This is a genomic window from Flavobacterium chilense, from assembly GCF_001602525.1.
GTDB lineage: Bacteria > Bacteroidota > Bacteroidia > Flavobacteriales > Flavobacteriaceae > Flavobacterium > Flavobacterium chilense.
On the sequence record NZ_LSYT01000005.1, the window covers coordinates 130,366 to 142,860 of the forward strand.

10 protein-coding genes are annotated in these 12,495 nt (G+C 33.7%); 6 read left to right on the plus strand and 4 right to left on the minus strand.

Going from position 1 to position 12,495, the window contains the following annotated elements; genetic code table 11:
- The first annotated feature begins 37 nt into the window (after nucleotides 1–37).
- The 3 genes from A4F88_RS13280 (at nucleotide 38) to A4F88_RS13290 (ending at nucleotide 5,892) form a co-directional block, all read left to right on the plus strand.
- The gene (locus A4F88_RS13280; RefSeq protein WP_068843097.1) at nucleotides 38–961 is read left to right on the plus strand and encodes a homoserine kinase; all 924 of its coding nucleotides are present in this window, start codon (nucleotides 38–40) and stop codon (nucleotides 959–961) included.
- A gap of 395 nt (nucleotides 962–1,356) precedes the next feature.
- Nucleotides 1,357–2,646, plus strand: coding sequence for a threonine synthase (gene thrC / locus A4F88_RS13285; protein WP_068843098.1), 1,290 nt, complete (start codon nucleotides 1,357–1,359; stop codon nucleotides 2,644–2,646).
- 198 nt (nucleotides 2,647–2,844) lie between these two features.
- Nucleotides 2,845–5,892, plus strand: a complete 3,048-nt coding sequence (locus A4F88_RS13290) for a COR domain-containing protein (RefSeq protein ID WP_068843099.1) — start codon at nucleotides 2,845–2,847, stop codon at nucleotides 5,890–5,892.
- Between the two features lie 140 nt (nucleotides 5,893–6,032).
- Here the strand turns inward: A4F88_RS13290 and A4F88_RS13295 are convergent, their stop codons facing one another.
- Nucleotides 6,033–6,416, minus strand: a complete 384-nt coding sequence (locus A4F88_RS13295; protein WP_068843100.1) for a helix-turn-helix domain-containing protein — start codon at nucleotides 6,414–6,416, stop codon at nucleotides 6,033–6,035.
- A gap of 349 nt (nucleotides 6,417–6,765) precedes the next feature.
- Here A4F88_RS13295 and A4F88_RS13300 point away from each other — a divergent pair, with 349 nt between their 5' ends.
- Together A4F88_RS13300 and A4F88_RS13305 are read left to right on the plus strand one after the other, a co-directional pair.
- Nucleotides 6,766–8,298: a S10 family peptidase gene (locus A4F88_RS13300; RefSeq protein ID WP_068843101.1), complete on the plus strand. Its 1,533-nt coding sequence runs from the start codon at nucleotides 6,766–6,768 to the stop codon at nucleotides 8,296–8,298.
- Between the two features lie 47 nt (nucleotides 8,299–8,345).
- Entirely contained in the window at nucleotides 8,346–8,852 is a 507-nt protein-coding gene (locus A4F88_RS13305; protein WP_068843102.1) for a GNAT family N-acetyltransferase, read from the plus strand.
- A gap of 155 nt (nucleotides 8,853–9,007) precedes the next feature.
- Here the strand turns inward: A4F88_RS13305 and A4F88_RS13310 are convergent, their stop codons facing one another.
- A complete protein-coding gene (locus tag A4F88_RS13310; protein ID WP_068843103.1) occupies nucleotides 9,008–9,577 on the minus strand; it encodes a Crp/Fnr family transcriptional regulator in 570 nt (189 codons plus the stop codon).
- A gap of 218 nt (nucleotides 9,578–9,795) precedes the next feature.
- Here A4F88_RS13310 and A4F88_RS13315 point away from each other — a divergent pair, with 218 nt between their 5' ends.
- Entirely contained in the window at nucleotides 9,796–10,908 is a 1,113-nt protein-coding gene (locus tag A4F88_RS13315; protein WP_068843104.1) for a pectate lyase family protein, read from the plus strand.
- A 138-nt stretch (nucleotides 10,909–11,046) separates the two neighbouring features.
- Here A4F88_RS13315 and A4F88_RS13320 read toward each other — a convergent pair whose 3' ends face one another.
- On the minus strand, nucleotides 11,047–11,430 hold the full coding sequence (locus tag A4F88_RS13320) for a DUF3037 domain-containing protein (RefSeq protein ID WP_068843105.1): 384 nt from the start codon (nucleotides 11,428–11,430) through the stop codon (nucleotides 11,047–11,049).
- Nucleotides 11,420–12,202, minus strand: coding sequence for a HipA family kinase (locus A4F88_RS13325; protein WP_068843106.1), 783 nt, complete (start codon nucleotides 12,200–12,202; stop codon nucleotides 11,420–11,422). The genes A4F88_RS13320 and A4F88_RS13325 overlap by 11 nt, the downstream gene beginning before the upstream one ends.
- Between the last annotated feature and the right edge of the window lie 293 nt (nucleotides 12,203–12,495).

A 12,495-nucleotide genomic window follows, 5' to 3' on the forward strand; every position in this document is an offset into this window, starting at 1 on the left:
TTGTGACTTTGTGCCTTCGTGGCAAAACCAACCAGAAATGAAAGAAATAAAACTATTTTGCCCGGCAACTATCGCCAACCTCTCGTGCGGATTTGACGTACTCGGGCTTTGCCTGGACAATGCGGGCGATGAAATGATTGTTCGAAAAGTCGATCAAAAAGGAGTTAGAATCACTAAAATTGTTGGTGCCGATTTACCTCTGGAAACCGAGAAAAACGTTTCGGGAGTTGCAGCTTTAGCAATGCTTGAAACTTTAGGTGACTTGGATTTTGGCTTCGAAATCGAAATTTACAAACACATTAAAGCCGGAAGCGGAATCGGGAGCAGTGCTGCAAGTTCTGCCGGAGCAGTTTTCGGAATTAATGAATTATTAGGCAGACCTTATTCCCGTAAAGATTTGGTACAATTTGCGATGCAGGGCGAAAAATTAGCCAGCGGAAACGCTCATGCCGATAACGTTGCTCCTGCCCTTTTAGGCGGATTTACTTTGGTAAGAAGTTATGCGCCGCTTGATATTATCAGAATTGACAGCCCGGAAGAATTGTACGCAACAGTAGTTCATCCGCAAATTGAATTAAAAACATCTGATGCACGTTCGGTTTTAAAACAAAATGTTTCGCTAAAAAGCGCTATTATGCAATGGGGAAATGTAGGCGGATTAGTTGCCGGATTGTATACAAAAGATTACGATTTGATCGGAAGATCACTTCATGATGAAATCGTTGAACCTTTAAGAAGCGTTTTGATTCCCGGTTTTGATTTAATCAAACAAACGGCTTACGAAAACGGCGCTTTAGGTTCCGGAATTTCAGGTTCTGGCCCGTCGATTTTTGCTTTAAGCAGAGGAAAAAACACCGCCGACCAAATCGCAAAAGCCATGAGCGACGTTTACGAAAAGATGAATTTACCGTATGAAATTCACGTTTCGAAGATTAACCCTGATGGAGTGCGTATTTTGTAAAATGTGAAATGTATTAAGTAAAAAGAATTAAGCATTAAGACAAAGCTTGTCAGGCTGAGCGGAGTCGAAGCCCCGCAAAGTATGACACGTAAAGTTTGTCATTTCGACGTAAGGAGAAATCTCCACAAGAAGCTCGACAAAGTACAGACACAAAGCATAAACATAGACATATCGTTTGTCATTTCGAGGAACGAGAAATCACATTAGTTTGTTGACAAAGATTTGGATTAACGTTGCGGAGTTACTTGCGAAGATTTCTCCTCCGTCGAAATGACAAGAAAACCGAATAATTATTATTGAAATTAAAAAAAGCAATATTTAAATAATTACAGGCTTCGTTCACACAAGGCAAAAAGCTTAGAGCCTACTGCCTAAAGCCTAAAGCAATAAAAAAAATGAAATACTACAGTTTAAACCATAATGCCCCAAAAGTTTCTTTTCAGGAAGCTGTAATACAAGGATTAGCGAGTGATAAAGGATTATATTTCCCGGAAAGCATAACACCGCTTGATCCTTCTTTTTTTGATAAAATTGAAAGTTTAAGTCATGAACACATTGCTTTTGAAGCCATAAAACAATTTGTTGGCGACGAAATACCGGCAGATAAATTAAAAGAAATCATTGCTGATACTTTGGTTTTTGATTTTCCGGTTGTGAAAGTCGAAGACGGAATCTATTCGTTAGAATTATTTCACGGTCCAACAATGGCTTTTAAAGACGTTGGAGCACGTTTTATGTCACGTTGTCTGGGATATTTCAACAAAGACAAAAAAGATGCTAAGAACACCGTTTTAGTAGCTACTTCCGGAGATACAGGCGGAGCTGTTGCCAGCGGATTTTTAGGCGTTGACGGTGTAGATGTTGTCATTTTATATCCGTCAGGAAAAGTAAGCGACATTCAGGAAAAACAATTAACGACTTTAGGACAAAACATTAAAGCCCTTGAAGTGGATGGCGTTTTTGACGATTGTCAGGATATGGTAAAAAAAGCGTTTTTAGATGACACTTTAGCGCATAAAAACCTGACTTCGGCGAATTCTATTAATATTGCGCGCTGGTTACCCCAAATGTTCTATTTTTTCTTTGCTTACAAAGCGTTGAAAAGCCAAAACAAACCTTTAGTTTTCTCATGCCCAAGCGGAAACTTCGGAAATATCTGTGCCGGAATTATGACAAAAAAATTAGGTTTGCCAATTGAACATTTTGTAGCGTCTACAAACGTAAACGATACGGTACCAAGATTCTTAGAAAACGGAAAATACGACCCGAAACCTTCTAAAGCCACAATCTCTAACGCCATGGACGTTGGAAACCCAAGCAACTTTATCAGAATTCAGGAATTATACAACAATGACCTAAAAGCTTTCGAAAAAGATTTTTCTTCTTATAGTTATACCGATGAAGAAACGCTTGAAGCTCTAAAGAAAATTTATAACACAGACGGTTACATCGCAGAACCACACGGCGCTGTTGGTTATTTAGGTCTCAAAAAAGAACTAGAAAAACACCCAAATGCTATTGGAGTTTTCTTAGAGACTGCACATCCTATTAAATTCTTAGATGTTGTTGAACCAGCTTTAGGAATTACACTTCCTATTCCTGCTCAAATTGAGAGTGTTTTAGATAAGGAAAAAGTGAGTGTTAAAATTAAAACTTATGAGGAGTTGAAGAGTTTTTTAGGGTAATATTTATAGAACATCAGAGATAAAACGACTAATTCAAGATTGGTCGTTTTTTTTATTTAAAAAAAGGGTTCTAAAATTCCAAAATTTGCCTCTTTTAATTTAGTAGAAATTTTTCCTACTAAATATTTTTATATCTTAGCATACTCAACAACTTACATATCAACAAATCATTAATCAATTAAACTTACTAAGTAAATAATGAAATCAGAATCGATTACTGTCGAAAAAATTATAAAGAATGCCAAAATAAATAATCTTAAAGAACTTGATTTGAGGTATACAAATGAAGAATTTGATGAAATCCCTTCTGAATTATTTAATTTAACTAATCTTGAAAGTTTGATATTAGGTAACAAATTTAATCTTAAATCTATTCCTAAAGAGCTAATTAAATTAAAAAAATTAAAACGATTAGAAATAAGCGGAACTTTCGAGGAATTTCCTTTAATTCTATCAAACCTAACCAATTTAGCCTCACTAACTTTAATAAGTAATTCTCTAAAAATTATTCCAAAAGAAATAGAAAGCTGGACTACAATCACCTATTTAAACTTAGGCCAATGTATAAATATTCAACAAATAAATGGACTTCCTTCAAACTTAACTTACATTTATCTAAATGGAAAAAGTCAAAATAAAATCCCTGAATCTATATATACCTTAAAATACCTCAATAAAATTGTATTAGCAAGCTTTAAATTAAAAGCAATACCTAGAAAAATTTTTGAACTACAAAATATAAGATCTTTCTTGTTCAGTGATAGTAATCTAACATCTTTGCCAAAAGAAATTTTAAATTTTAAACATTTGCATGAGCTATGGCTAGATGGTAATAAATTTAAAAAATTTCCTGAAATTCTTTTTGAAATTCCAAAACTGCGAAGACTAATTTTAAAAGATAATTTACTTGAAAAATTACCTGATGAATTATACAAACTATATAACTTACATTTTTTAGATTTAGGATCTAATAATTTTAAAACATTTCCAGTTCAAGTTTTTAGTCTTAAAAATTTAACCGAGCTGAAGTTTGGAAATTATATGCATCACAATAGCACATCAAAAAACACCTTCACCTCCATTCCTATAGAATTATTAAAGCTTGAAAAAATTAAAATACTTAATTTATTTCAAATTGAAATAGATAATATTCCTATTGAAATTATCAAGGAAGGTATTGAGGCTATAAAAAACTATCTCAAATCAAAACTTGAAGCAGATGAAGAGGAATATTTATATGAAGCAAAAATGGTTGTTGTTGGTAGAGGTGACGTTGGCAAATCTGTACTAACGAAGAAATTAACGATTCCAAATTACTCATTATCCGAAAGCACAACAACTAAAGGCATAGATATATTAAAAAATCCTTGGGAGTTTAAAATGGATGGTCTAAAAAACAGCTCAAATTTTCGATTTAATATCTGGGATTTCGGTGGTCAAGAAAAATATGATGCTACACATCAACTTTTTATCACTAATCGATCCGTATATTTATTTTTAACCGAAGCTAGGGCCGAAAGTAATTATCAAGATATTTTTTATTGGTTAAATACAATACGTCTTTTAAGTTATAATAGCCCAATTATTGTTATTTTAAGTAAATGTGATGAAAGGAAGAAAATTTTACCTCAAAACATTTATAAGGAACAATTTCCTAATATAGTTAATTTTATTGATGTAAGTTGTGCGGATGGATATGAATATTCTATTGAAAATTTAAAAGCTTCTATCGCGGATGCGGTAACTTTATTACCACAAACAAAATTGACACTATCTAATCACTGGATAAATATTAGAAAAAAGCTAGAACAACTTTCTCAAAATCATGATTATATAGATTATTCAGAATATTTGGAAATATGTAAAAATAATAAGCTAGATAAAAAACGTGCCGATTTTCTTAGTGAATATTTGAATGATTTAGGCGTAATTATTCATCATAAACATGATCTACTCCTTAAGAAGACCGTCTTTATTAATACTGATTGGTGTGTAGACGGAATGTACAAAGTTCTTGATAATGAATTTGTGTTTCAAAATAAGGGTAAATTTACAAATGATGATTTAGAAAAAATTTGGGAAGATGATCGTTTCGCAAATAAACAACCTGAATTGATACGCCTAATGCAAGATTATGGTCTTTGTTTTGAAATATCTGACAAAAGCGCATATATAGCACCCGATTTATTATTGCCTGATATGCCTGAAGAATTAGATTGGATAATCACAGACAATCTTTTATTCGAATATCAATATACATTTATGCCAACTGGTATGATTAGTCGGTTCATTGTTAAAGCTCATAACTTCATCAAAAATAATTTATTCTGGAAATATGGCGTAATACTAAAATATGATGATACTGAAGCATTAGTTCAAGAAGATTATATAAATAGTAAAATAAAAATTTCTTTACGCGGAAATAATAAAAAAGGATTGCTTTCTGCTATAAAAATGTTTGTTGAAGAGGTTCACAAAGACTTTGATAAAGATAACAAATTAGTCTTTGAAGAAATGATTCCTTGTAATTGCCCAAGTTGTATTACAAGTCCAATACCTCATTTTTATAAATTCAATGTTTTAAAAAAATTTGAACAAAAACCAATTTTAGAAATACCTTGTGAAAAAAGTAGTGAAATTGTAAAAATTAAAAACTTGATAAATGATGTACAACTCCAAAGCATTGAAAATCAAATTATAACCAATAAAGATCTTCAAGATTTTATTGTTTCTTTATTGAATAACGTTTTAGACAAAGAAATCAAATTAAAACAAGGAAATATAAACTTTTGGAGAGATCAGAAATGTTCAATTCCAAAAGATGAAGTTGAAGTACAACCATATATTAGTAATACTTTAGATACGTTATGCAAAATTAAAGGAATAAATCTAGCCAGAGAAATAAAAGAAGGCAATGGAAATGTTGATATAGTATTTTCTTACAATAATATATTTGGTGAAATATTGAAAGTTTGTGTTGAAATTAAAAAAGCACATCATTCAGACATTGAAAATGCAATTAAAAATCAACTTCCAGTTTATTTAGATAGTGCTGGTACAAATGCAGGGATTTACATAGTCATTTGGTACAAAGGAACTGAGTTCAATCAACCTACAAAATACAAAACAGAAGATGAATTGATGTCTCTTATTCAGGTTAACAATCCTGACCCAGAAAATATTTTTGTAAAAATTCTTAACTGTTCTAAACAAATTTCTCCTTCAAAAATTAAAGGCAAAAAATAAAAATATCTTTTTTACTTGATTCAATTATTATGATGGGTTGATCTATAAACAAAAAGTATTATAGCTAGCATCAGCTAGTGAACACAAATAATAAAAGAGATCTTAAGATCTCTTTTATTATTATTATAGTCTAAAAAACATTATTTCCCGTTCAATAATTTCTCCAAATACTCCACTTTATCTTTTTCAGCTTGCACCAAACGTTCATAAAGTTCTACAACTTTATCTAAAGGATTAAAAGTACAATTGCAATTGTAAACTGCACTTTGATCTTGAAAAGTATTTCCAATAATATTAAAAACCGCTTCTTCCGAAAAGTTTTTAATTGCTTCAACAGAAACTCCAAGAACATTTGCGATCTCAATTAATCTTTGTTCTTCGACAGTTTCGCTGTTTTCAATAGCCGAAATCGTCTGCTGACTTATTCCTAAAGCATACGCCAGTGCGTCCTGTTTCATATCTTTAAGCTCTCTGATACGGCTTATATTTCTGCCGATATGTTTTGGTTTTATTGCTGTACTCATAATTCAAAGATATTTAAAATTCTTAAACGAAAATAAATTTCGGTAAAAAACAAGTTGTTTTTTGTAAGATACTCTTTTCATAATTGCTATAAGTTGCTAAATTCGGCTTTAGCCAAAAACATAAAAGGTTACACTAAAGCCATTTTCTAATATAATTTTGTTTCTGCAGCCAAAATACAAGGTTATTCAAAAAATCAAAAATCTGTTTATTAAGCATTTTCATAAAATAGTCTCCTCTCTAATACATACTAAAAACCATCACTTATTATTTTTTTATATCTTTAAAAACTCTAAATATTTACCAGTTTAGAACATTTAAACACCATCATTAAAACAACACTCTATTTCTATGAAAAAAACTTTAATTTCATTTCTTTTAGTTGGATTTTTTACTTCATATGCTCAGGAGACAAAACCAAAAGCCGCCGATAAACCTCCGGTTGCAAAAGAAGAAAGTTCTGCTGCTAACCTTACTTTCAATCCGGATTCTCAAGTCATCACCAATCATACCACCACAATAAAAGGACAAAAAGTTGCTTATAAGGCAACAACAGGTACAATGCCGGTTTGGGACGAAGACGGAAAAGCAATTGCCGGATTATTCTACACCTATTATGAGCGTTCTGATGTAAAAGACAGAGATTCACGTCCTTTGGTTATTTCATTTAATGGCGGTCCCGGTTCTGCTTCGGTTTGGATGCAGATCGCTTATACAGGACCAAATTTGTTAAATATTGATGACGAGGGATATCCTGTACAACCTTACGGAATAAAGGAAAATCCTTATTCTATCTTAGATGTTGCTGATATCGTTTTTGTAAACCCTGTCAACACAGCTTACTCAAGACCTACCAGCAAAGAAATCCCTACTACAAAATTCTTTGGCGTAAATGCCGACATTAAATACCTTGCCGATTGGATTAATGGTTTTGTAACCCGTTCTAATCGTTGGGCTTCACCTAAATACCTGATTGGTGAAAGTTATGGTACAACCCGTGTTTCGGGATTGGCGCTTCAATTACAAAATAGTCAATGGATGTATCTTAACGGAGTGATTTTGGTCTCTCCTACTGATTTAGGAATAACCCGCGGAGTTGTTTCTGATGCTGCTCTTAAATTACCTTATTTTGCAGCCACAGCCTGGTATCACAAAATGCTTAGTCCTGATCTGCAAAATAAAGATTTAACGGCTATGTTACCCGAGGTTGAAGATTTTACTGTAAACGAACTTCTTCCTGCGCTGACCAAAGGAGGATCTCTGGAGGAACAAAAAAGAAAGGAAATTGCGGCTAAAATGGCACGTTATTCCGGCATTTCGGAGAAAGTTATCCTGCAAAACAATTTAGATGTTCCTTATGATTATTTTTGGAAAGAACTCTTACGGGATAAAGGCTACACAATAGGAAGACTTGATTCAAGATACAAAGGAATTGACCGTAAAGATTCTGGTGAAAGCCCTGATTTTAATGCTGAACTTACGTCCTGGCTGCACTCGTTTACACCAGCCATTAATATGTATGTACGCAATAATCTTAATTACAAAACGGACTTTAAATACAATATGTTTGGTCCTGTACATCCTTGGGACAGATCGAATGATAAAACAGGAGAAAACCTGAGACAAGCCATGGCACAAAATCCATATTTGCATGTCATGGTGCAATCAGGATATTATGATGGTGCCTGCGATTACTTTAACTCTAAATACAATTTATGGCAAATGGATCCAGGCGGAAAACTAGCCGATAGAATGTCATGGAAAGGTTACAGAAGCGGTCATATGATGTATTTGAGAAAAGCTGACTTAGAAGCTGCAAATGAAGACATCAGAACATTCATAAAACAATCATTACCTAAAGCGGGAGAACCTGCAAAATATTAAATCTGATTTCCAATCACAAAGAAGCTAAATTACAACTATTACAATTCATGATCTCAAAAGCAACATTAGCCGATATTCCTGCTTTGAATATCTTAATCAATTCAGCATACAGAGGCGAAACCTCAAAAAAAGGCTGGACTACCGAAGCGCATTTATTAGAAGGCAAAAGAACGAACGAAGAAGAATTAACCCAAACGCTTCTTAAACCTGAAAATACCATTCTGAAATTCACAGAAAATGATACAATTATTGGTTCGGTTTTATTGGTTGAGAAAGAAAAACAGCTGTATTTAGGAATGTTAACTGTTTCTCCTGAACTTCAAAATAACGGTATGGGTAAAAAGCTTTTGGTTGAAGCCGAAAATCATGCTAAATCCTTAGGTTTATCCAGTATTATTATGTCTGTTATTTCGGTTCGTGAAGAGCTTATTGCCTGGTACAAACGCCACGGTTATGTCGATACAGGCAAAAGAGAAGCTTTTCCGGAAAGTGACATTCATATTACAATTTCAGATGAGCCATTGGAGTTCATTTTTCTGGAGAAGCAACTTTAGCTTTTTACCGCAAAGAGTCACAAAGAATTACGCAAAGGCTCACAAAGGTTTTTACAGCTGTAATCCTTTATAGTCTCGCAAAGTTGCAAAGACGCAAAGAAAAATCAAACTTTGCGTCTTTGCGACTTTGCGAGATTCTTTTTTTTCTAAAAGGCTTAGCAACTTCTCTTAATTTTCGATAAAAATTCGTGTGAAACGCCAAGATAAGACGATAAATTTCTGTTATTGATTTTATCTGCTTTATGCGAATAACGTGCTATAAACTCCAGATATCTTTGTTTAGACGTTTTATTTAAAACATCGATAAGCCTTTGCTGAATAGCAATATTAGCCTTTTCAACCATAAGTATATGAAACTGGATTAACTTGGGCACCTGTTCAAACAAAAGGGCTTTATTGGTTTTGCTGATCACCAAAATCTCACTTTCTTCTATTGCTTTTATATTGTACGTTGTTGGCTTTTGATGATAGAAACTTTCGAGGTCACAAATCCATTCGTTTTCGAAAGAGAAAAAAATAACACTTTCGGTACCGTTATCATTTAAAATATAGGTTTTAAAAGTACCCTTTAAAATAAATCCTTCGTAAGAACTATTTGAATCCTGAATTTGCAGGAATTCATTTTTTTTAAGTTTAATAAATTTTACTTTTTCAACCACAAAATTCCATTCCTCATCTGTTAACGGAATTTTGCGTTCAATGCTTGATCGTAGGTCTTTATACATGTGGTTTTTACTTTTTATTCTTACTCAGGGGCGTAAGTAGGTGAATGAATGAAAAATAATGTAATCGATTACGTAAAAATATACTTTTTTGTAATGTAACGGTTATTAAAAACACAATTAATAGTAAATTATTTTCAAAACATTGAACTTGTTCAACTTTTTTCATACTAATTATAAGCAGATTTGCACTATTAACTATTTAACCAAACTTAATTATTATGAAATTTAAATCGACTTGGAGAGTGTTAGCCTTAACACTTGTATTAGGATTTGCAAGCTGCAACTCCGAAGAAATTGCTTCTTCTCAAACCACTGAGAATGCTATTGTTGAAACCGTAACGCCTTCGTCCGGCAATATGACCGCGAAAGTTGGCAATTGCTCTGAAGTTCCGGGATGGGCTTCGCAAAACGGAAGTACAACCGGAGGAGGAACTTCTGCCGAAACAGTTGTTACAACTTATGCCCAACTGAAAACAGCAATTGAAAGCAGTACCGTAAAAGTGATCAAAGTTACAGGTACTATTACCATTACAGCAAGACTGACTTTACAGGATCAAAGCAGTAAAACTATTTATGGTGCGAGCGGTGCAAAATTAGTTTCGAACGATCAGACAAAAGATGGTTCCGGTATTATCAACATTAAAAGATGTACGAATTTAATCATCAGAAATCTAATTTTTGAAGGTCCGGGAGCTTACGACACAGATGGCTGGGACAATGCGGTTCTGGACAATTGTCAAAATGTATGGGTAGACCATTGCGAATTTAGAGATGGTGTTGACGGAAACTTTGACATTAAAAACCAATCTGATTATGTAACGGTTTCGTACACTAAATTTGGTTACTTAAAAGCTCCAAAAGCAGGAGGTTCAGGCGGAACAGATGACCACAGATTTTCGAACTTAATTGGTTCAAGTGATGGTGCAACTGCAGATCGTGGCAAACTGAGAATTACATTTGCCCGTTGCTGGTGGGCTCCTGGCTGTAAAGAAAGAATGCCAAGAGTACGTTTTGGAAAAGTACACTTAATCAACAACTATTTTAATAGTACGGTAAGCAATAAATGTATCGCAGCAGGGTTTGAAGCTAATCTTCGTGTAGAAAACAATGTTTTTGAAGGTGTAAAAACGCCTATCGATTTAATGACAGGTTATACAGCTGTTACAGCAGTTGGAAACGTATTTACCAACACAACAGGAAACACAGCCGGAAGCAATACTGCTTTTACTCCTCCGTATTCTATTGTAACTCTGGCAGCTTCTGCTGTTAAAGCTGATATTACAGCCGGAGCAGGTGCTACTTTTACTGGTAATACTTGTGGATCGTTTTAGTAAAATATAAGAGTTAGTTTTTTTTTGACCATATAAGTCATTTAAGTCTTAAGCTTTAAGAATTCTTAAATGATTTATATGGTTGTTTTTTTACTTTCCAAAGAAATCTTTTGAATCTTTGTTTATCCCTATGAACCTTTAAAGAACTAATTCTTCAAACAATCTTTGAATTGTTTTTTCTAAATCTTCGCACAAACCCGGATGTGGCCTTGATGTTTGTATTGCAGAACTGCGAATGGCTGTTAACCATCTAAAACGCTCCGGAATATCGAACTCAGCAATTGGACCGCCGTCTTTGGCTCCCTTTGTGATTTTTTCTAATGAAGTTAAATTACATTCTAATTGTTCGATGTCAAAATCGGCAGAAAGGGCCTGGATTTTTTCTTTATTGAGATGAAAAAGTACTTTTATAAATTTGGCTTTTTTACAAAACAAAATGATTCCGATATTTAGGAATTCTTCGCGCTCCACTCTTGGAACCACACGAATTACGGCATACTCATATAAGTGACTATCTTGCATTTTGAGCCTGATTTACAAAGATTTCGGAATTGTTTAATCTTGTTTGCAAAAACTGTAAGTATACATTTCGCAAAGCTTCGGGTGTTTCATCGGTATCTTCCCATTGCAGCCATTCCAGCGGAATTGTATTTACAATTTCCTCGAGAATTTCATTGGTTAAAATCGCTTTGAACTCAGTATCTACTTCTTTTAGCAGTGAAGCCTGAGGCAATAAAACGTGATCTTTTATCAATGCAAACGGACTTTTTGCATGCTGCTCCCAATTGTTCCAGGAATGATGAAAATACAAACACGCGCCATGATCAATCAGCCATAATTCTTTGTGCCAAATAAGCATATTGGTATTCTTAAAAGTTCGGTCAACATTGGTAATATAAGCATCCAGCCATACGATTTGCGATGCTAATTTAGCATCAACGATAGTTACAACAGGATCAAAAGTAATGGCTCCCGACAAAAAATGAAGTGCCAGATTTAATCCCTGACTTCCTTGTAGTAAATCCTGAATTTCTTCATCGGCTTCGGTTCTTCCAAAAGCTTCATCGAGATTGGCAAAAACCAGTTCCGGAAGTTGTAGTTTTAGGGCTTTTGCAATTTGTCCGCCTACTAATTCGGCTATTAAAGCTTTTACACCGTGTCCGGCTCCTTTAAATTTTAAGACGTATTTAAAATCATCATCGGCTTCAGCCAAAGCGGGTAAAGAACCGCCTTCACGCAATGGTGATATATATCGTGTAACGTTTACCGTTCTAAGATCAAAATTGTTTTTCATAAGCAGCATTTACTGGAATACAAACTTACTAATTTAGATTGTTAGATTGTTAGACTTCTTAGATTATTGGATTTCTTAGACTTCTTAGATTGATAGATTGTTGGATTATTGGATTATTGGACTGTTGGATTATTGGATTTCTTAGATTATTGGATTGTTTAGATTGTTGGATTGTTAGATTTTGCTTATTTAACGGTAATGATCACACAGATTATGAGATTTTAAAACTATCGCCATTTTGTAATCCTGAACGAAGTCGAAGGATGTAACAACCGGATCGAGGGCTTCGACTC